At 62.0% G+C, this 19,039-nt stretch carries 16 protein-coding genes; 10 read left to right on the plus strand and 6 right to left on the minus strand.

Translation table 11 applies throughout. The annotated features are described in order from the left end of the window. Nucleotides 1-42: 42 nt before the first annotated feature. Nucleotides 43-1,497: a tRNA uracil 4-sulfurtransferase ThiI gene (thiI, locus tag SB765_RS06140; protein ID WP_410931083.1), complete on the minus strand. Its 1,455-nt coding sequence runs from the start codon at nucleotides 1,495-1,497 to the stop codon at nucleotides 43-45. A 491-nt stretch (nucleotides 1,498-1,988) separates the two neighbouring features. On the opposite strand from thiI, the gene glnA reads away from it, so the two are divergent. The 3 genes from glnA to ntrC all read left to right on the plus strand — a co-directional run bounded on the left by glnA (nucleotide 1,989) and on the right by ntrC (nucleotide 6,269). Continuing rightward, nucleotides 1,989-3,395, plus strand: a complete 1,407-nt coding sequence (gene glnA / locus SB765_RS06145; protein WP_016489592.1) for a type I glutamate--ammonia ligase — start codon at nucleotides 1,989-1,991, stop codon at nucleotides 3,393-3,395. Between the two features lie 355 nt (nucleotides 3,396-3,750). Beyond that, nucleotides 3,751-4,836: a nitrogen regulation protein NR(II) gene (gene glnL, locus SB765_RS06150; protein ID WP_341796987.1), complete on the plus strand. Its 1,086-nt coding sequence runs from the start codon at nucleotides 3,751-3,753 to the stop codon at nucleotides 4,834-4,836. Beyond that, a complete protein-coding gene (gene ntrC / locus SB765_RS06155) occupies nucleotides 4,833-6,269 on the plus strand; it encodes a nitrogen regulation protein NR(I) (RefSeq protein ID WP_341796988.1) in 1,437 nt (478 codons plus the stop codon). The genes glnL and ntrC overlap by 4 nt, the downstream gene beginning before the upstream one ends. A 443-nt stretch (nucleotides 6,270-6,712) precedes the next feature. Here the strand turns inward: ntrC and SB765_RS06160 are convergent, their stop codons facing one another. After that, nucleotides 6,713-7,150 (minus strand): hypothetical protein, encoded by a 438-nt coding sequence (locus SB765_RS06160; protein WP_341796989.1) that lies wholly within the window; start codon nucleotides 7,148-7,150, stop codon nucleotides 6,713-6,715. On the opposite strand from SB765_RS06160, the gene trmL reads away from it, so the two are divergent. Continuing rightward, on the plus strand, nucleotides 7,149-7,610 hold the full coding sequence (gene trmL, locus SB765_RS06165) for a tRNA (uridine(34)/cytosine(34)/5-carboxymethylaminomethyluridine(34)-2'-O)-methyltransferase TrmL (protein WP_013974580.1): 462 nt from the start codon (nucleotides 7,149-7,151) through the stop codon (nucleotides 7,608-7,610). The two genes, SB765_RS06160 and trmL, sit on opposite strands and share 2 nt — an antisense overlap. Nucleotides 7,611-7,684: 74 nt before the next feature. Here trmL and secB read toward each other — a convergent pair whose 3' ends face one another. The 3 genes from secB to SB765_RS06180 are packed head-to-tail and all read right to left on the minus strand — an operon-like array spanning nucleotide 7,685 to nucleotide 8,879. Continuing rightward, the gene (gene secB, locus SB765_RS06170) at nucleotides 7,685-8,170 is read right to left on the minus strand and encodes a protein-export chaperone SecB (protein ID WP_016489596.1); all 486 of its coding nucleotides are present in this window, start codon (nucleotides 8,168-8,170) and stop codon (nucleotides 7,685-7,687) included. Nucleotides 8,171-8,209: 39 nt separating this feature from the next. Further along, nucleotides 8,210-8,464 carry a glutaredoxin 3 gene (gene grxC, locus SB765_RS06175; protein WP_003249204.1) on the minus strand — a complete coding sequence of 85 codons (255 nt, stop codon included), beginning with the start codon at nucleotides 8,462-8,464 and terminating at the stop codon, nucleotides 8,210-8,212. Between the two features lies 1 nt (nucleotide 8,465). Then, the gene (locus SB765_RS06180; RefSeq protein WP_016502017.1) at nucleotides 8,466-8,879 is read right to left on the minus strand and encodes a rhodanese-like domain-containing protein; all 414 of its coding nucleotides are present in this window, start codon (nucleotides 8,877-8,879) and stop codon (nucleotides 8,466-8,468) included. Between the two features lie 206 nt (nucleotides 8,880-9,085). Here SB765_RS06180 and gpmI point away from each other — a divergent pair, with 206 nt between their 5' ends. The 4 genes from gpmI to SB765_RS06200 all read left to right on the plus strand — a co-directional run bounded on the left by gpmI (nucleotide 9,086) and on the right by SB765_RS06200 (nucleotide 14,242). After that, on the plus strand, nucleotides 9,086-10,621 hold the full coding sequence (gpmI, locus tag SB765_RS06185) for a 2,3-bisphosphoglycerate-independent phosphoglycerate mutase (protein WP_341796990.1): 1,536 nt from the start codon (nucleotides 9,086-9,088) through the stop codon (nucleotides 10,619-10,621). Nucleotides 10,622-10,763: 142 nt separating this feature from the next. Then, entirely contained in the window at nucleotides 10,764-12,071 is a 1,308-nt protein-coding gene (locus tag SB765_RS06190; protein ID WP_410911017.1) for a murein hydrolase activator EnvC family protein, read from the plus strand. Between the two features lie 78 nt (nucleotides 12,072-12,149). Next, nucleotides 12,150-13,466, plus strand: coding sequence for a S41 family peptidase (locus tag SB765_RS06195; RefSeq protein WP_410931084.1), 1,317 nt, complete (start codon nucleotides 12,150-12,152; stop codon nucleotides 13,464-13,466). Between the two features lie 8 nt (nucleotides 13,467-13,474). Further along, the gene (locus SB765_RS06200; protein ID WP_410931085.1) at nucleotides 13,475-14,242 is read left to right on the plus strand and encodes a divergent polysaccharide deacetylase family protein; all 768 of its coding nucleotides are present in this window, start codon (nucleotides 13,475-13,477) and stop codon (nucleotides 14,240-14,242) included. A gap of 74 nt (nucleotides 14,243-14,316) precedes the next feature. Here the strand turns inward: SB765_RS06200 and SB765_RS06205 are convergent, their stop codons facing one another. Then, nucleotides 14,317-16,263 (minus strand): BCCT family transporter, encoded by a 1,947-nt coding sequence (locus SB765_RS06205; protein WP_410931184.1) that lies wholly within the window; start codon nucleotides 16,261-16,263, stop codon nucleotides 14,317-14,319. Nucleotides 16,264-16,799: 536 nt separating this feature from the next. On the opposite strand from SB765_RS06205, the gene betI reads away from it, so the two are divergent. Together betI and betB are read left to right on the plus strand one after the other, a co-directional pair. Then, complete coding sequence (gene betI, locus SB765_RS06210; protein ID WP_016502023.1) at nucleotides 16,800-17,456, plus strand: transcriptional regulator BetI; 657 nt, start codon at nucleotides 16,800-16,802, stop codon at nucleotides 17,454-17,456. Nucleotides 17,457-17,495: 39 nt separating this feature from the next. Further along, nucleotides 17,496-18,968, plus strand: coding sequence for a betaine-aldehyde dehydrogenase (gene betB / locus SB765_RS06215; RefSeq protein ID WP_016502024.1), 1,473 nt, complete (start codon nucleotides 17,496-17,498; stop codon nucleotides 18,966-18,968). The last annotated feature ends 71 nt before the right edge of the window (nucleotides 18,969-19,039 follow it).

Genomic DNA, 19,039 nt, shown 5'->3' on the forward strand with positions numbered 1-19,039 from the left:
GGAGGGCGATGGCGGATACTGCCGCCAAACAGCCCCGGCGTCTTATGTCGGACGATAAACACGCACATTGGCATGTCCCTCACTGAGCAGATGGTGTGCGTGCAAACGGCTCATCACACCCTTGTCGCAATACAGCAAGTACTGGCGCGTCGGATCCAGATGCTTGAACTTGCTGTTGATGGCATAAAACGACATGGTCTGGACTTCGATACCGTCCAGCACCAGGGGTTCGTCTTCCTGGGCATCGGGGTGACGAATGTCGATGACGATCTGGCCCGACAGTGCCTCGGTCACTTCCTCGATTTCGATATCCTTGCCCAGCTCGTCGATCACATGGTCGATGGAGATCAGCTTGGCGCGCTCCAGGGCGCGCTCCAGCACGGCCATGTCGAACTGCTTTTCTTCATGCTCCATGCGGTGGCGCTTGGCGTGAGTGGTCGGGTTTACAGAAATCACGCCGCAGTATTCTGGCATGTGCTTGGCGAAGTCGGCGGTGCCGATTTCGTTGGCCTGGTCGATGATGTCCTGCTTGTGGCTGGCCAGCAAAGGGCGCAGCACCAGCTTGTCGGTGGCCGAGTCGATGATCGACAGATTCGGCAGAGTCTGGCTGGACACCTGGGAAATGGCTTCGCCAGTTACCAGGGCGTCGATCTCCAGGCGGTCAGCCATGTGCGCGGCACCGCGCAGCATCATGCGCTTGAGGGTCACGCCCATGTAGCTGTTGTCGACCTTGTTGAGGATCTCGCCGACCACTTCTTCGAACGGCACACTGATGAACAGCACGCGCTGGCTGCTGCCGTACTTCTTCCACAGGTAGTGGGCCACTTCCATCACGCCCAGCTCGTGGGCACGGCCGCCGAGGTTGAAGAAGCAGAAGTGGGTCATCAGGCCACGGCGCATCATCTGGTAGGCCGCCACGGTGGAGTCGAAGCCACCGGACATCAGCACCAGGGTCTGCTCCAGGGCGCCCAGCGGGTAGCCGCCGATGCCCTGGTGCTGGTTGTGGATCACGTACAGGCGCTGGTTGCGGATTTCGATGCGCACCAGCACTTCAGGCTTCTTCAGCTCGATGCCGGCGGCGCCACACTGCTGGCGCAGCTGGCTGCCGACGTAACGGTCGACGTCCATCGAGGTGAAGTCATGGTGGCCACCGCGCTTGCAGCGCACGGCGAAGTGCTTGCCGGCCAGCAGGTGGCCGAAGTGGTGCTTGCACTTGGCAACGATGTCGTCGAAGTCACCCAGCGGGTATTCCTCAACCTGCAGGAAGTGGGTGATACCCGGTGTGCAGGTGAGGCGCTCGATGATCTCGCGCTGGACCTTTTCGTCCTCGATGCGGGTGACCACTTCGAGATTGTCCCAGACACCATCGACCGCGAGCTCAGGATCGAGGTCCTTGAGCACGTTGCGGATGTTCTTGGCGAGCTGGCGGATGAAGCGCTTGCGCACCGGCCGGCTCTTGATGGTGATTTCTGGGAAGACTTTGACGATAAGTTTCATTGGTTAACAGCGCGCGCAGGGCCTGCCGAAAATGTGGGGCGCGAATTATAGCGGAAACTGCTCAGGATTTGACCAACTTTTGATCAGAAGCTTTGAGATAAATGCAAGACTGGGGTTTTGTGGCGCCTGTTCCGGCCCTTTCGCGGGTAAACCCGCTCCTAAAGGGGTTTGGACAGTCCTCGAAATCCGCGGGGTCCCTGTGGGAGCGGGTTTACCCGCGAAGAGGCCCTCGAAAAAGGCACAAGACTCACCAGGCGCACCATAATAGTGCGCACCCACCAAAAACCGCATCGTAAGGGTGCACTTTTCCCCGCCAACCCGCCGCCAAATGCCCGCAAACGCCTGCTTTTATCCCACCCTCGCCATTTTCGGGCACTGGCATGCAATTTGCTCCCTTGTGAGGCAGGTAAGCTTGGCCGACTATCCGCGCCCGGCAACACCCTTTTTCCAGGGCAGCGGCCCACCGCGCTCTAGACCCTCCGGAGGACAACATGTCGAAGTCGGTTCAACTCATCAAAGATCATGACGTCAAGTGGATTGATCTGCGTTTCACGGACACCAAAGGCATTCAGCACCACGTGACCATGCCGTCGCGTGATGCGCTGGACGAAGACTTCTTCGAAGTCGGCAAGATGTTCGACGGTTCCTCCATTGCTGGCTGGAAAGGCATCGAAGCTTCCGACATGATCCTGATGCCGGTTGACGACACTGCCGTCCTGGACCCGTTCACCGAAGAACCTACCCTGATCATCACCTGCGACATCGTCGACCCGTCGAGCATGCAGGGCTACGATCGCGACCCACGTGCGATCGCCAAGCGCGCCGAAGAGTACCTGAAGAGCACCGGCATCGGTGACACCGTATTCGCAGGCCCGGAGCCAGAGTTCTTCATCTTCGACGAAGTGAAGTTCCACTCGGACATCTCCGGTTCGATGTTCAAGATCTTCTCCGAGCAAGGCTCGTGGATGACCGGCGCTGACGTGGAAGGCGGCAACAAAGGCCACCGTCCAGGCGTGAAAGGCGGCTACTTCCCGGTTCCGCCGTTCGACCACGACCACGAAATCCGTACTGCCATGTGCAACGCGCTGGAAGAAATGGGCCAGACCGTTGAAGTTCACCACCACGAAGTGGCGACTGCCGGCCAGAACGAAATCGGCGTCAAGTTCAACACCCTGGTGAAGAAAGCTGACGAAGTACAGGCCCTGAAATACGTCGTGCACAACGTTGCCGACGCTTACGGCCGTACCGCTACCTTCATGCCGAAGCCACTGTACGGCGACAACGGCTCGGGCATGCACGTGCACATGTCGATCTGGAAAGACGGCAAGAACACCTTCTCGGGTGAAGGTTATGCCGGCCTGTCCGACACCGCCCTGTACTTCATCGGCGGTATCATCAAGCACGGTAAGGCCCTGAACGGCTTCACCAACCCGTCGACCAACTCCTACAAGCGTCTGGTCCCAGGCTTCGAAGCCCCGGTAATGCTGGCCTACTCGGCTCGCAACCGTTCCGCCTCGATCCGTATTCCTTACGTCGGCAGCCCGAAAGCCCGCCGTATCGAAGCACGCTTCCCGGACCCATCGGCCAACCCGTACCTGGCCTTCGCGGCCCTGCTGATGGCTGGCCTGGACGGCATTCAGAACAAGATCCACCCAGGCGATGCTGCCGACAAGAACCTGTACGACCTGCCACCAGAAGAGGCCAAGGACATTCCGCAAGTGTGCGGCAGCCTGAAAGAAGCCCTGGAAGAGCTGGACAAAGGCCGTGCGTTCCTGACCAAGGGCGGCGTGTTCTCCGATGACTTCATCGATGCTTTCATCGAGCTGAAGTCGGAAGAAGAGATCAAGGTCCGTACCTTCGTGCACCCGCTGGAATATGAGCTGTACTACAGCTGCTGATCTGATCGGCGCCTCGCGCCGGTGAAATGATCACGACGGCCTCCTTCGGGAGGCCGTTTTCGTTTGCGCCCCACGCAGAACCCTCGCCGCCCACGCTATGCTCTATCTTGGTGCAAGATTGAGTACAGTGCCCCGATTTGCTCCCCAATCTGGTTCACATTAAACGTTTCATCAAGACTTTCTGATCCGAATTTGCGCAGATCCAGGCCTTTATCGGCAAATCCCGCTTCTTTTCGGAGCTTTGGTTTGTTTCTTGCATTTTTCTGTAGAGAGACTGGCATCAGCAGATGCACCCCGAGCCCGGACCTGGCCAAATAAGTGCCAGGCAAGCGCCAAAAGAGGTCAACGACGCCTTATGACCATCAGCGATGCGCAGCACCGTCTGCTTCTGGACAACCTGACCACCGCCACGTTGCTGCTCAACGCCGAGCTGCGCCTGGAGTACATGAATCCGGCCGCGGAAATGCTACTGGCCGTTAGTGGTCAACGTAGCCATGGGCAGTTCATCAGCGAACTGTTTACCGAATCGACCGAAGCGCTCAGCTCGTTGCGCCAGGCGGTGGAGCAGGCGCACCCGTTCACCAAGCGCGAAGCGCAGCTCACCTCGCTGACCGGGCAGACCATCACCGTCGACTACGCGGTAACGCCCATCCTGAACCAGGGCCAGACCCTGCTGTTGCTGGAGGTGCACCCACGCGACCGGCTGCTGCGCATCACCAAGGAAGAGGCCCAGCTGAGCAAACAGGAAACCACCAAGATGCTGGTGCGCGGCCTGGCCCACGAAATCAAGAACCCGCTCGGCGGCATTCGCGGCGCGGCCCAGCTGCTGGCCCGCGAGTTACCCGAAGAAGGCCTGCGCGATTACACCAACGTGATCATCGAAGAGGCCGACCGCCTGCGTAACCTGGTCGACCGCATGCTCGGTTCGAACAAGCTGCCATCGCTGGCCATGACCAACATCCACGAAGTGCTGGAGCGGGTCTGCAGCCTTGTCGACGCCGAAAGCCAGGGCTGCATCACTTTGGTGCGCGATTACGACCCAAGCCTGCCGGACGTGCTGATCGACCGCGAGCAGATGATCCAGGCCATGCTCAACATCGTGCGTAACGCCATGCAGGCGATCAGTTCGCAGAACGAACTGCGCCTGGGCCGCATCACCCTGCGCAGCCGCGCCTTGCGCCAGTTCACCATCGGCCATGTTCGCCATCGCCTGGTCGCGCGGGTGGAGATCATCGATAACGGCCCGGGCATTCCGCCGGAACTGCAAGACACCCTCTTCTATCCCATGGTCAGCGGCCGCCCGGACGGTACCGGGCTGGGCCTGGCCATTACCCAGAACATCATCAGCCAGCACCAGGGCCTGATCGAGTGCGAAAGCCACGCAGGCCACACCGCCTTCTCGATCTACCTGCCCCTGGAACAAGGAGCCAACGCCTCATGAGCCGAAGTGAAACCGTATGGATCGTCGACGATGATCGCTCCATCCGCTGGGTCCTGGAAAAAGCCCTGCAACAAGAAGGCATGACCACCCAGAGCTTCGACAGCGCAGATGGCGTGATGGGCCGCCTGGCACGCCAGCAGCCGGACGTGATCATTTCCGATATCCGCATGCCGGGCGCCAGTGGCCTCGACCTGCTGGCACAGATCCGCGAACACCACCCGCGCCTGCCGGTCATCATCATGACCGCCCATTCCGACCTCGACAGCGCCGTGGCGTCGTACCAAGGCGGTGCCTTCGAGTACCTGCCCAAGCCGTTCGATGTGGACGAAGCCGTCTCGCTGGTCAAGCGCGCCAACCAGCACGCCCAGGAACAGCAAGGCCTGGATGTGCCGCAGAACCTGGCGCGCACACCGGAAATCATCGGCGAAGCCCCGGCGATGCAGGAGGTGTTCCGCGCCATCGGCCGCCTCAGCCATTCCAACATCACCGTACTGATCAACGGCGAGTCCGGTACCGGCAAAGAGCTGGTCGCCCACGCCTTGCACCGTCACAGCCCGCGTGCAGCGTCGCCGTTCATTGCCCTGAACATGGCGGCCATCCCGAAGGATTTGATGGAGTCCGAGCTGTTCGGCCATGAGAAAGGTGCTTTCACCGGTGCTGCCAACCTGCGCCGGGGCCGCTTCGAACAGGCGGATGGCGGCACCTTGTTCCTCGACGAAATCGGTGACATGCCCGCCGACACCCAGACCCGCCTGCTGCGGGTGCTGGCCGATGGCGAGTTCTACCGCGTTGGCGGCCATGTGCCGGTCAAGGTCGACGTGCGCATCATCGCTGCGACCCACCAGAACCTGGAGTCGCTGGTGCAGGCGGGCAAGTTCCGTGAGGACTTGTTCCACCGCCTGAACGTGATCCGCATCCACATTCCGCGGCTGGCCGACCGCCGCGAGGACATCCCTGCCCTCGCCCGCCACTTCCTCGCCCGCGCCGCGCAAGAGCTGGCAGTCGAGCCGAAGATCCTCAAGCCGGAAACCGAAGAGTTCATCCGCAACCTGCCGTGGCCAGGCAATGTGCGGCAGATGGAAAACACCTGCCGCTGGATCACCGTGATGGCCTCCAGCCGCGAGGTGCTGATCGGCGACCTGCCGCCCGAGCTGCTGAACCTGCCACAGGATGCCGCACCGGTAACCAACTGGGAGCAGGCCCTGCGCCAGTGGGCCGACCAGGCGCTGGCACGCGGGCAGTCGAGCCTGCTGGACAGCGCGGTGCCGAGTTTTGAACGGATCATGATCGAGACGGCGCTCAAGCACACCGCCGGACGGCGCCGGGATGCGGCGCTGTTGCTGGGTTGGGGGCGTAATACCTTGACGCGCAAGATCAAGGAGCTGGGCATGAATGTGGCGGGTGGGGATGACGAGGAAGGTGACGAGCACTGACTTATCGGTAAACCCGTAATCTCCTGGGGCTGCTTTGCAGCCCTTTCGCGGCACAAGGCCGCTCCTACAGGGGTTCGCTTTCTCCTGTAGGAGCGGCCTTGTGCCGCGAAAGGGCCGCAAAGCGGCCCCAGCTATTTCAGCCCCCGATGCACCGATCCTGTGCCCGATGCACCTCTGGAAGGCACAAATCCCCTCAAAACCCGGCCAAATCCCCCTCAAAGCCCAACATTCACGGGCTTTGCAAAATTGGCACGCCCCCTGCAATAGCTAATACATACCCAGTTTCGGGGGCCCTGGTACAGGCAGGCCGGGTGAACCCCTCTTTTATTCGCAGCACCGCCCGTTTTGGGGACCTCGGTACAGGCAGGCCGGGTCATCCCCCCTTTATACGCAGTAACCCCTTTTGGGGACCCTGGTACAGGCAGGCCGGGATATCCCCTCTTTTATTCGTGCAGTTTCACCTGCACCCGCCAACGCCCATCGTCCTCTGCACCGGCCCACTCGCCGTGCAGGGGACGCGCGGCAATCACCGTCAGCAGCAACCCTTCGTCACTCTTCTGCACCCGCCAGCTGACCGGTTTGCCTTCCAGGCTCAATTGCCCTTGCTGGCTCTTGCCCTGGGCCTGGAACAGCAGCGCAACCGTGCCTTCCACATTCTCGCCATGCAGCTTGGGTTCTTCGTTGAACCACAACGTCAGGCCATCCTGCACCACCTCCACCTGCTGGAGCTCACGCTCGTCGGGCGCGGTCAGGCGGCCAATCATCAGCCCTACCATCAAACCGACAATCGCCAGTGACAGCATTACCCGAGGGAAGGCCTTCGAACGCACGTCCGGTTCAGGAGTAGAATGCCCGTCATCTTCACGCTTGGAGCCGTGCATGTTTCACGTCATCCTTTTTCAACCAGAAATTCCGCCGAATACCGGCAACATCATTCGCCTGTGCGCCAACAGCGGCTGCGACCTGCACCTGATCGAACCCATCAGCTTCGAACTGGATGACAAGCGCCTGCGTCGCGCTGGGCTGGATTACCATGAGTATGCCACGCTCAAGCGCCATGAGAGCCTGGCCGGATGCCTGGAAAGCCTCGGTAATCCAAGGCTGTTCGCCTTTACCACCAAGGGCTCGCACCCGTTCCATGAAGTGGCCTATCAGCCGGGCGACGCCTTTCTGTTCGGGCCAGAGAGCCGCGGGTTGCCGGCCGAGGTGCTGGACAGCCTGCCGGCCGAACAACGCTTGCGCCTGCCGATGCGGCCGGGGTGCCGCAGCCTGAACCTGTCCAATACTGTGGCAGTGACAGTGTATGAGGCCTGGCGGCAAAACGGGTTTGCCGGTAGCTGATCTTTGCCTGCAAGGGCCCTTTCGCGGGCAACAAAAAAGCGCCCCGAGAGGCGCTTTCTTGATACCGGCAGTGATTACTGCACAGTCGGCACTTCGCCGGCTTCCTGCATGCGCTGCATTTCCTGCGCGTACAGGGCGTCGAAGTTGACCGGCGACAGCATCAGGGCCGGGAACGAACCACGGGTCACCAGGCTGTCCAGGGTCTCGCGGGCGTACGGGAACAGGATGTTCGGGCAGAACGCACCCAGGGTGTGGCTCATCGAAGCCGCATCCAGGTTGGCGATCAGGAAGATACCGGCCTGCTGCACTTCAGCAATGAAAGCCACTTCGTCACCGTTCTTGACGGTTACCGACAGGGTCAGCACCACTTCGTGGAAGTCACCTTCCAGGGCTTTCTGCTTGGTGTTCAGGTCCAGCGCAACGCTAGGCTCCCAGGTCTGACGGAAGATCTGCGGGCTTTTCGGGGCCTCGAACGACAGGTCGCGCACATAGATGCGCTGCAGGGAGAACTGAGGGCTGTTGTCTTCTGCAGCAGCGCCGTTGGTCTGTTGGTCAGTCATGGCAGGTCCTTATCCTAATGTTTTTGAATGCAGTGCAAATCAGGCCGCCAGCAGCGCGTCGAGCTTGCCGGCGCGCTCCAGGGCATAGAGGTCATCGCATCCACCGACATGGGTGCTGCCGATCCAGATCTGCGGCACCGACGTACGGCCGGCCTTCTGGCTCATCTCGGCACGAACCTGCGGCTTGCCGTCGACCTTGATTTCCTCGAAGGCCACGCCCTTGCTCTCGAGCAGGTACTTGGCGCGCATGCAGTAGGGGCAGTAGTCGCTGGAATAGACGATGACGGGCTTCATATCACTTCACCAGGGGCAGGTTATCGGCTTTCCAGCTGGAAACGCCACCGCTCAGTTTGGCGGCGGTGTAACCAGCCTTGAGCAGTTCGCGGCAGTGGGTGCCGGACTGCTGGCCCATCGCGTCGACGACGATCAGGGTCTTCTCTTTGTGCTTGTCCAGCTCGCTCATGCGGGCGGCCAGCTTGTCCTGCGGAATGTTGATGGCACCGACGATGTGGCCGGCGGCGTATTCCTTGGCAGTACGGATGTCGATGACCAGACCCTTGTCGGCGTTGACCAGTGCGGTCAGTTGGCCATTGCTCAGGCTCTGGCCGCCACGGCGGATTTCATTGAGCAGCAGCAGGACCAGCAGAACAACGAAGATCGCAACCAGGATGTAGTGATCTGTCGCGAATTGAATCAGGTGAGCAACCATCAGCGGTGTTCCAGGCGATTGAAAATGCCGGCCAGTATACACAGCCCCCCAGTACCACCAAAGCCCGACGGGCCGGCCGCAAAAGTACCTTCATCTTGCCGCACGGGCCGCGCTGGTCAGGGAACAGGACGATTATTCGCCGCAGCTGGCGTATTTGCCCTAAAATGCGTGTCTTTATCATCTTTGAACAACCGTGAGTTTGATTGATGACGAGTACACCCAAACCCCTGGTCCTGATCATCCTGGATGGCTTCGGCCACAGCGATATCCCCGAACACAACGCCATCTTTGCCGCCAACACACCGGTCTATGATCGCCTGCGCGCCACCCGGCCGCATGGCCTCATTTCCGGCTCGGGCATGGATGTCGGCCTGCCGGACGGGCAGATGGGCAACTCCGAAGTCGGTCACATGAACCTGGGGGCCGGCCGCGTCGTCTACCAGGACTTCACCCGCGTCACCAAAGCGATCCGCGATGGCGAGTTTTTCGAAAACCCGGTGCTCACCGGCGCCGTGGACCATGCAACCAATGCCGGCAAGGCCGTGCACATCCTCGGCCTGCTGTCTGATGGTGGCGTGCACAGCCACCAGGACCACTTGGTAGCCATGGCCGAACTGGCTGCGCAGCGCGGCGCAGAAAAGATCTACCTGCACGCCTTCCTCGACGGCCGCGACACCCCGCCACGCAGCGCGCAGTCGTCCATCGAACTGCTCGACGGCACCTTCGCCAAGCTGGGCAAGGGCCGCATCGCCACCCTGATCGGCCGCTACTTTGCCATGGACCGCGACAACCGCTGGGACCGCGTCAGCGCCGCCTACAACCTGATCGTCGACAGCGCCGCCGAGTACACCGCCGACACCGCCCAGGCCGGCCTGGAAGCGGCCTACGCCCGTGACGAGAGCGACGAGTTCGTCAAGGCCACGCGCATTGGGGAAGCGGTCAAGGTTGAAGACGGCGATGCCGTGATCTTCATGAACTTCCGCGCCGACCGCGCTCGCGAGCTGTCGCGTGCGTTCGTCGAAACCGATTTCAACGAGTTCCCACGTGCCCGCCTGCCAAAACTGGCGGCCTATATCGGCCTGACCCAGTACTCGGCCAAGATCCCGGCCCCGGCGGCCTTTGCACCTTCCAGCCTGAACAATGTGCTGGGCGAGTACCTGGCCAAGAACGGCAAGACCCAGCTGCGCATCGCCGAGACCGAGAAGTACGCCCACGTTACCTTCTTCTTCTCGGGCGGGCGTGAAGAGCCGTTCGAAGGCGAAGAACGCATCCTGATCCCGTCGCCGAAGGTCGCCACCTACGACCTGCAGCCGGAAATGAACGCACCGCAGGTGACCGATCGCATTGTCGAAGCTATCGAACAGCAGCGGTACGACGTGATCGTGGTCAACTACGCCAACGGCGACATGGTTGGCCACACAGGCGTGTTCGAGGCTGCGGTCAAGGCAGTCGAAGCGCTGGATACCTGTGTAGGGCGCATTGTCGAAGCGCTGGAAAAGGTAGACGGCGAAGCGCTGATTACCGCCGATCACGGCAACGTCGAGCAGATGGAAGACGAATGCACCGGCCAGGCGCACACCGCGCACACCACCGAGCCGGTGCCGTTCATTTATGTGGGCAAGCGCAACGTCACGGTACGCGATGGTGGTGTGCTGGCCGACGTGGCGCCGACCATGCTGAAGCTGCTGGGGCTGGAAAAGCCGGTGGAAATGACCGGTACGTCGATCCTGGTCGACGCCTGATCCGGTGTATCGGGGCCGCTTCGCGGCCCCGATTGCACATGAATTCCAGACCAACGCCCCCCTGCACCCGCAGCGAGGCGTTTTTTTTGCCTGCCCGGGCGGGCATACTAGGCCAGTCTCCATCCTTGGTACGCCAAACCCCATGCTTCGCGCCCTGATCCTACTCGCCCTGTCTTGCCTGCTCAGCCCGGCCTTCGCCGATGAGCGTGCGCAGACCCAGCAGCAACTGGACGCCACCCGCCAGGATATTGCCGAGCTCAAGAAGACGCTGGGCAAGCTCCAGGAAGAAAAGGCCGGTGTGCAAAAGGACCTCAAAGCCACCGAGACCGACATCGGCAACCTCGAAAAGCAGGTGGAGGCTCTGCAGCAAGAACTAAAAAAGACCGAGGGCGATCTGGAGCGCCTTGAAACCGAGAAAAAAAAACTCCAGAGCGCCCGCGTTGAACAACAGCGACTGATCGCCATTCAGGCCCGGTCGGCCTACCAGAACAACGGCCGCGAGGAATACCTCAAGCTGCTGCTCAACCAGCAGAACCCCGAGAAGTTCGCGCGCACCCTCACCTACTACGATTACCTGAGCAAGGCGCGCCTGGAGCAATTGCGCACCTTCAACGAGACCTTGCGCCAGCTGGCCAACGTCGAACAGGACATTGCCGGCCAGCAGCAACAGTTGCTGGCCCAGCGCGCCGACCTCGACAGCCGCCGCCAGGCCCTGGAAGCCGAGCGAGGCAAGCGCCAGCAGGTGCTGGCCAAGCTCAATGGCGACATGAAGGACCGCGACCAGAAGTTGCAGGCCCGCGAGCAGGACCAGGCCGACCTGTCCAAAGTCCTCAAGACCATTGAGGAAACCCTGGCCCGGCAGGCCCGCGAAGCTGAAGAAGCGCGCAAGAAAGCCTTGCTGGCCCAGCAGGAAGCGGAAAAACGCCGCCAGCAGGAAGCCCTGGCCGCCGCTGCTGCCCGCGAACAGGCAAAGGAACCCGTGGAACCACCGAAAAAGGCCCGCACCACCCTCGGCCCGATGGTTTCCACCGACGGCGCAAGCTACGGCGGCGCATTTTCTTCGGCGCGGGGAAAACTTCCATGGCCTGTGAACGGTCGATTGCTGGCACGCTTCGGTGATGCCCGCGGCAGCGACGCCCGTGCAAAGTGGGACGGGGTGATGATCAGCGCCAACCCGGGCACCCAGGTACGTGCGGTGCACGGCGGGCGCGTGGTGTTCGCCGACTGGTTGCGCGGCGCCGGGCTTCTGGTCATTCTCGACCATGGCAACGGTTACCTGAGCCTGTACGGCCACAACCAGAGCCTGCTCAAGAGCGCCGGTGATATCGTCAAGGCCGGTGAAGCCATTTCCACCGTTGGCGACAGCGGTGGCCAGGACGCGGCAGGCTTGTACTTCGCCATCCGCCAGCAGGGTCGGCCTACCGACCCTTCGCAGTGGTGCCGGGGCTAGTCAAATTTCTACGGCGTAGCCTGAATGCTGCGCCGATGCTCCCCAGGGAGCGCTTACAGGATCAGGAGTTCGTTCGACATGCTGCACTCGCCTCGTCTCACCCAGCTGGCCCTGTCCATCGCCCTGGCGGTCGGCGCGCCCCTGGCCACCGCCGCAGAGCCGGCCAAGGCCGCCGCGGTGCCAGCCACCGAGGTGACCGCCAAGGCGCCGCTGCCGCTGGAAGAGCTGCGCACCTTCGCCGAGGTCATGGACCGCATCAAGGCTGCCTACGTCGAACCGGTGGATGACAAGACCCTGCTGGAAAACGCCATCAAGGGCATGCTCAGCAACCTCGACCCGCACTCCGCCTACCTCGGCCCCGAGGACTTCCAGGAGCTGCAGGAAAGCACCAGCGGCGAGTTCGGCGGGCTGGGCATCGAGGTGGGCCAGGAAGACGGCTTCATCAAGGTGGTCTCGCCAATCGACGACACCCCGGCTTCGCGTGCCGGTGTGCAGGCGGGCGACCTGATCGTCAAGATCAACGGCGCCCCGACCCGTGGCCAGACCATGACCGAAGCGGTCGACAAGATGCGCGGCAAGATCGGCGAGAAGATCACCCTGACCCTGGTGCGCGACGGCGGCAATCCGTTCGACGTGACGCTGGCCCGCGCGGTCATCCAGGTCAAGAGCGTGAAGAGCCAGTTGCTGGAGAACGACTACGGCTACATCCGCATCACCCAGTTCCAGGTCAAGACCGGCGACGAAGTGGGCAAGGCGCTGGCCAAGCTGCGCAAGGACAACGGCAAGAAGTTGCGCGGGGTAGTGCTGGACCTGCGCAACAACCCGGGCGGCGTGCTGCAGTCGGCGGTAGAAGTGGCCGACCACTTCCTGACCAAGGGCCTGATCGTCTACACCAAGGGCCGTATCGCCAACTCCGAATTGCGCTTCTCGGCCGACCCGGCCGACGCCAGCGAAGGCGTGCCACTGGTGGTGCTGATCAACGGCGGCAGTGCCTCGGCCTCCGAGATCGTCGCCGGTGCCCTGCAGGATCAGAAGCGCGCCGTGCTGATGGGTACCGACAGCTTCGGCAAAGGCTCGGTGCAGACCGTGCTGCCGCTGGCCAACGACCGCGCCCTGAAGCTCACCACCGCGCTGTACTACACCCCCAACGGCCGCTCGATCCAGGCCCAGGGCATCGTGCCGGACATCGAAGTGCGCCCGGCCAAGCTCACCGCCGAAGTCGACAGCGAAAACTTCAAGGAAGCCGACCTGCAGGGCCACTTGGGCAACGGCAACGGCGGCGCCGACCGACCGACCGGCAGCAGCAAGCGCAAAGAACGCCCGCAGGACGATGACTTCCAGCTGAGCCAGGCCCTGAGCCTGCTCAAAGGGCTGAACATCACCTCGGGCAAATGATCCACACGATGCGTTACCTGCTGTGTCTGTTGTTCTGCCTGTTGGCCGGGGTCGCGCAAGCGGCGCCGGCCGGCAAGGCCTACATGAGCATCATCATCGACGACCTGGGCCAGAGCCCCGACCGTGACAGCCGAACCCTTGCCCTGCCTGGGCCGGTGACCATGGCGATCATGCCCGACACCCCGCACGCCAGCGACTTCGCCCGCCAAGCCCACAAGGCCGGCAAGACGGTGATCCTGCACATGCCCATGGACCCGGCCACCGGGCCCTATGCCTGGCACCCGGGCATCACCATCGACGAACTGGCCCGCCGCCTGGAGGCTGCCTTGGCGAAGGTGCCCTACGCCGCCGGCATCAACAACCACATGGGCAGCCGCATGACGGCGCAGCGCGAACCGATGGCCTGGTTGATGGGTGAACTGCAGCAACGCCACCTGTTCTTCGTCGACAGCCGCACCAGCGCCGCCACCGTGGCCGCAGCCGAGGCCCAGCGCATTGGCCTGGCCCACGTTTCGCGTGATGTGTTCCTCGACGATGTGCGCACTACCGAGGCGATCACTGGGCAGTTGCAGCAAGGCATCGCCCTGGCGCGCAAGCAAGGGTCGGCAGTATTGATCGGGCATCCTTACCCACAAACCCTCGAAGTGCTGGAACGGGCACTGCCACAGCTCAAGGGCCAGGGCATCGAACTGATCAGGCTCAGCCAGATGATCGCCTTGCGCAGCAACCTGGCGATGCCTGGGCATGGCAAGAATGGCCGCTACACCAATCGCTGAGAAGCTGGGGCTGCTTTGCAGCCCCAATAAAAAACCCCGCTCAGTGAGCGGGGTTTTGTTTGCATCAACAGCAATCAGCTGTACACACGCCCCAGCACCTGGCGGTGGCTTTCGAACTGATCCAGCACATCACGCACGATCTGCTCTGGCGCAAAGCCCATCAGGTCATACTCCTGGCTGCCATCGTGCAGGTACACCTCGGCACGGTAGTAGCGCTGACGCACTTCCGGTTCGCCTTCAACCGGCGCCTCGCTCGGCGCGGCCATATAGCCGTCCAGGCTCACTTCGTAAACGAACGGGTTACCCTCGTCCATTATCACCCGCAGGCCCATCATGTTGCGCGACTGGCCAACGCGGGTTTCCACCTCGAAGCCAAGGGTCTGCAACTGCGCGGCCGCTTCTTTCAGCGCCGGGCTGACCTGCTTGTCCATGAAGCGCTGCACCACAGCCTGGGTCGGTTGCAGCTCCAGCTGGGTCAGGCGCTCGCTGAAACCGCGACGGCCACGGGCGGCCAGCTCGGCGCGTTCGCTTTCTACTGCAACGTCCTGCTTCATGGCCTTGTACAGGCCGAACATGAACAGCACCAGCACCACCGAGAACGGCAGGCCCGCCAGCACGACCATGGTCTGCATGGCTTCGAAGTTGCCGGCAAACAGCAGGCCGATGGTGACCAGGGTGATGACCACCGACCAGAACACCACCATCCAGTGCGGGGCGTCTTCGTCGACCTTGCCGCCTTTGCACGACAGGTTGGCCATCATCACCGCACCGGAGTCGGCCGGGGTAAGGAACAGCACAAAGCCGACAAATACCGCCACACCAATCACGATCTTCGCCGCCGGGAAGTATTCCAGCAGCTGGTAGATCGACATTGACGGCTGTTCCAGCGCTGTCTTGCCCAGCTCCACCGCCCCCTGGTTGATCACCAGGTCCAGTGCGGTGTTGCCGAAGATCGACAGCCAGGCCAAGGTGAAGCCCAGCGGGATCAACAGCACGCCGCTGACCAGTTGGCGAACGGTCCGGCCCTTGGAGATACGGGCAATGAACATGCCGACGAACGGGCCCCAGGAGATCCACCAGGCCCAGTAGAACACGGTCCACAGGCCCAGCCAGCGCTCGGACTTGCCGGCTTCGCCTTCGTACACGTACAGGTCGAAGGTTTTCAGCACGATGCCGTTGAGGTAGTCGCCAACGTTCTGCACAAAGCCGTTGAACAGGTGCAGGGTGTTGCCCGCCAGCAGCACGAAGAGCAGCAAGCCGCTGAACAGCAGGATGTTCAGGTTGGACAGCCGGCGAATGCCGTTTTCCACGCCCGATACCGCCGCTACGGTAGCCACGCCCGCCATGACCAGGATCACCACCAACAGGTTGGTCTGGCTGTGCTCCATGCCGAACAGGTATTCAAGGCCCGAGGACACCTGCATCGAGCCGATCCCCAGGTTGGTCACCAGGCCCAGCAGGGTCACGAACATGCCGAAGATGTCCACCGCGTTGCCGGCAGCACCCTTGACCCAACGCTCACCCACCAGCGGGTACAGCGCCGAGCGCAGTGCCAGCGGCTGGTTGTGACGGTAGGCAAAGTAACCCACGGCCAGGCCGACCAGGGCGTAGATCGCCCAGCCATGCAGGCCCCAGTGCAGGAAGGTCAGCTGCAGGCCCTGGCGCGCAGCTTCGAGGCTGGCCGGGGTACCTTCCGGTGGGTTGAAGTAGTGGTCCAGCGGCTCGGAAGCGCCGAAGTACAGCAGCGAGATGCCGATGCCGGAAGAGAACAGCATGCCGGCCCAGGCGCCGTAGCTGAAGTCAGGCTGGTCGTCCTTGCCACCCAGCTTGAGCTTGCCGTAATCGGAGAAGGCCAGGTAGACGACAAACAGCAGGTAACCGCAGATCACCAGCATGTAGTACCAGCCAAAGGTACGCGTCAGCCATTTCTGGGCCACGCCCAGCACCTGGCCGGCGGTATCGGGTACAGCGATCAGCAAGGCAGTCAGAACAAGGATCATCAGCGCGGAGGTGAAGAACACTACGCGGTTGACCCGTACCCTCTCGGCGGGGGGCTTGGTAAGTGAGGCAGAACTCATTGCACGAATGCTCCGGGCAGTACGGCTTTGTGGAGGCTAATCATTCTTTCCCGAGCAATTGGTGGAATATCCCCACTGCGTCAGGTGTTATAAAAGCACCCTGGAAACCGTGATCCCGAATCGATACGTTGCAAAAAAACAGACAGGTGACCTGCTGAAAATGCCCACGCATCCGCAGAGGTGCGCGCATTCGTCACAGATCACCCAGCCCGCTCCAAGGGCCTGTCGCAGGGCCAGTGGCCGTACGGCAGAATCTGCATTTCGCATCGCTCATGCCCGTCAACGCCTTGTATTCCGGGGGTTACGCGATTTCCTGGGGTGTCAATCCGTGCCTTCTTGACCGCCTGAAAAACTGTCAATGGCACAAATTGTCGCAGAGCTTATTCTTTATTGATTGAACGTTCAATCAAAACAAAATAGACTGGCCTTCGCCGAGTCAGCCGCCCGTCGTCTGCTCGCAGGCCTGAGGAGATAGCAAGATGCCCAAGGTCGGTATGCAACCCATCCGCCGCCAGCAGTTGATCGAAGCCACGTTGCAGGCGGTCGATCAGGTCGGTCTGGGGGACGCCAGCATTGCGCTGATTGCCCGTTTGGCCGGTGTGTCGAACGGCATCATCAGTCACTACTTTCGGGACAAGAACGGCCTGATAGCAGCGACGATGGGTTACATCATGAGCATGCTCAACGAAGGCGTCAGAGCACGCCGTCAGGCCCTGACGGACGACAGCCCGCGCGCTCACCTGAAAGTGATCATCGAGGGCAACTTCGATGCCAGCCAGGTGAACGGCCCGGCAATGAAAACCTGGTTGGCCTTCTGGGCTTCCAGCATGCACCAGCCCGATTTGCACAGGTTGCAGCGGATCAACGACCACCGCTTGTATTCCAACCTGTGCTGCCAGTTCCGCCGCGCCCTGCCGCTCTACCATGCGCGTAAGGCAGCCCGCGGCCTGGCAGCCCTGATCGACGGCCTGTGGCTGCGTGGCGCCCTGTCGGGTGATGCATTCGACACCGGCCAGGCGATACGGATTGCTTACGAATACATGGATCTACAACTGGCTAAACAGCACACCCTGGGCACAAACGACCAGGCCGCTGAACAAGCACGCACGGCCCTTGCCAACCCAGCAGGAGCGTGACGCGCAAGCCAAACCACACACTGCACTTGCGAGGACACTATGGCCCGTTTCGGAACGCAAAAACTCTACATTGATGGCGCTTACGTCGACGCTGGCAGCGATGCCACTTTCGAAGCCATCAACCCGGCTACCGGCGAAGTCCTCGCCCACGTGCAACGTGCCACCGAGGCTGACGTCGAGAAAGCTGTCGAAAGCGCCGAGCGTGGCCAGAAAGTCTGGGCTGCGATGACCGCCATGCAGCGTTCGCGCATCCTGCGCCGCGCCGTCGACATCCTGCGCGAGCGCAACGATGAGCTGGCCCAGCTGGAAACCCTGGACACCGGCAAGTCGTACTCCGAAACCCGCTACGTCGACATCGTCACCGGCGCCGACGTGCTGGAATACTATGCAGGCCTGGTGCCGGCCATCGAAGGCGAGCAGATCCCGCTGCGCGAATCGTCCTTCGTCTACACCCGCCGCGAGCCGCTGGGCGTGACCGTGGGTATCGGCGCCTGGAACTACCCGATCCAGATCGCCCTGTGGAAATCCGCCCCGGCCCTGGCCGCCGGCAACGCGATGATCTTCAAGCCGTCGGAAGTCACCTCGCTGACCACTCTGAAACTGGCCGAGATCTACACCGAAGCCGGCCTGCCAAATGGCGTGTTCAACGTTCTGACCGGCAGCGGCCGCGAAGTCGGCACCTGGCTGACCGAGCACCCGCGCATCGAAAAAGTCTCCTTCACCGGCGGCACCACCACCGGCAAGAAAGTCATGGCCAGCGCCTCCAGCTCCTCGCTGAAGGAAGTCACCATGGAACTGGGTGGCAAGTCGCCACTGATCATCTGCGCCGACGCCGACCTGGACAAGGCCGCCGACATCGCCATGATGGCCAACTTCTACAGCTCGGGCCAGGTGTGCACCAACGGCACCCGCGTGTTCATCCCGGCTGAAATGAAAGCTGCTTTCGAAGCCAAGATCGCCGAGCGCGTTGCCCGCATCCGTGTTGGCAACCCGGAAGACGAAAACACCAACTTCGGCCCGCTGGTCAGCTTCGCCCACATGGAAAACGTGCTGGGCTACATCGCCAAGGGTAAAGAAGAAGGCGCCCGCGTACTGTGCGGCGGCGAGCGTCTGACCGAAGGTGACTTCGCCAAGGGCGCCTTCGTGGCCCCGACCGTGTTCACCGACTGCACCGACGACATGACCATCGTCAAGGAAGAGATCTTCGGCCCGGTCATGAGCATTCTGTCCTACGAGACCGAAGAAGAAGTGATCCGTCGTGCCAACGACACCGAGTACGGCCTGGCCGCCGGTGTGTGCACCAACGACATCACCCGCGCACACCGCATCATCCACAAGCTGGAAGCCGGCATCTGCTGGATCAACGCCTGGGGTGAATCGCCGGCCGAAATGCCGGTCGGTGGCTACAAGCAGTCGGGCGTCGGCCGTGAGAACGGCGTCAGCTCGCTGGCTCAATACACTCGCATCAAGTCGGTCCAGGTAGAGCTGGGCGGCTACAACTCGGTTTTCTAAGCCCTGTCTAGCCACGCCCGTGCCGCTGTGCACGGGCGTTCCCGCTCCCTGATCACCGCCAACACGAGGGT

This window comes from Pseudomonas sp. SIMBA_067 (assembly GCF_046534675.1).
Classification (GTDB): Bacteria; Pseudomonadota; Gammaproteobacteria; order Pseudomonadales; family Pseudomonadaceae; genus Aquipseudomonas; species Aquipseudomonas putida.

What these genes read in the sequence shown, in the direction of transcription:
- gpmI (WP_341796990.1), top strand. Translation starts at nt 9,086, where the DNA reads ATGACGAGTACACCCAAACCCCTGGTCCTGATCATCCTGGATGGCTTC.
- SB765_RS06200 (WP_410931085.1), top strand. Translation starts at nt 13,475, where the DNA reads ATGCGTTACCTGCTGTGTCTGTTGTTCTGCCTGTTGGCCGGGGTCGCG.
- trmL (WP_013974580.1), top strand. Translation starts at nt 7,149, where the DNA reads ATGTTTCACGTCATCCTTTTTCAACCAGAAATTCCGCCGAATACCGGC.
- grxC (WP_003249204.1), bottom strand. Translation starts at nt 8,464, where the DNA reads ATGAAGCCCGTCATCGTCTATTCCAGCGACTACTGCCCCTACTGCATG.
- betB (WP_016502024.1), top strand. Translation starts at nt 17,496, where the DNA reads ATGGCCCGTTTCGGAACGCAAAAACTCTACATTGATGGCGCTTACGTC.
- SB765_RS06160 (WP_341796989.1), bottom strand. Translation starts at nt 7,150, where the DNA reads ATGCACGGCTCCAAGCGTGAAGATGACGGGCATTCTACTCCTGAACCG.
- glnA (WP_016489592.1), top strand. Translation starts at nt 1,989, where the DNA reads ATGTCGAAGTCGGTTCAACTCATCAAAGATCATGACGTCAAGTGGATT.
- SB765_RS06195 (WP_410931084.1), top strand. Translation starts at nt 12,150, where the DNA reads ATGCTGCACTCGCCTCGTCTCACCCAGCTGGCCCTGTCCATCGCCCTG.
- SB765_RS06190 (WP_410911017.1), top strand. Translation starts at nt 10,764, where the DNA reads ATGCTTCGCGCCCTGATCCTACTCGCCCTGTCTTGCCTGCTCAGCCCG.
- SB765_RS06180 (WP_016502017.1), bottom strand. Translation starts at nt 8,879, where the DNA reads ATGGTTGCTCACCTGATTCAATTCGCGACAGATCACTACATCCTGGTT.
- ntrC (WP_341796988.1), top strand. Translation starts at nt 4,833, where the DNA reads ATGAGCCGAAGTGAAACCGTATGGATCGTCGACGATGATCGCTCCATC.
- secB (WP_016489596.1), bottom strand. Translation starts at nt 8,170, where the DNA reads ATGACTGACCAACAGACCAACGGCGCTGCTGCAGAAGACAACAGCCCT.
- betI (WP_016502023.1), top strand. Translation starts at nt 16,800, where the DNA reads ATGCCCAAGGTCGGTATGCAACCCATCCGCCGCCAGCAGTTGATCGAA.
- thiI (WP_410931083.1), bottom strand. Translation starts at nt 1,497, where the DNA reads ATGAAACTTATCGTCAAAGTCTTCCCAGAAATCACCATCAAGAGCCGG.
- glnL (WP_341796987.1), top strand. Translation starts at nt 3,751, where the DNA reads ATGACCATCAGCGATGCGCAGCACCGTCTGCTTCTGGACAACCTGACC.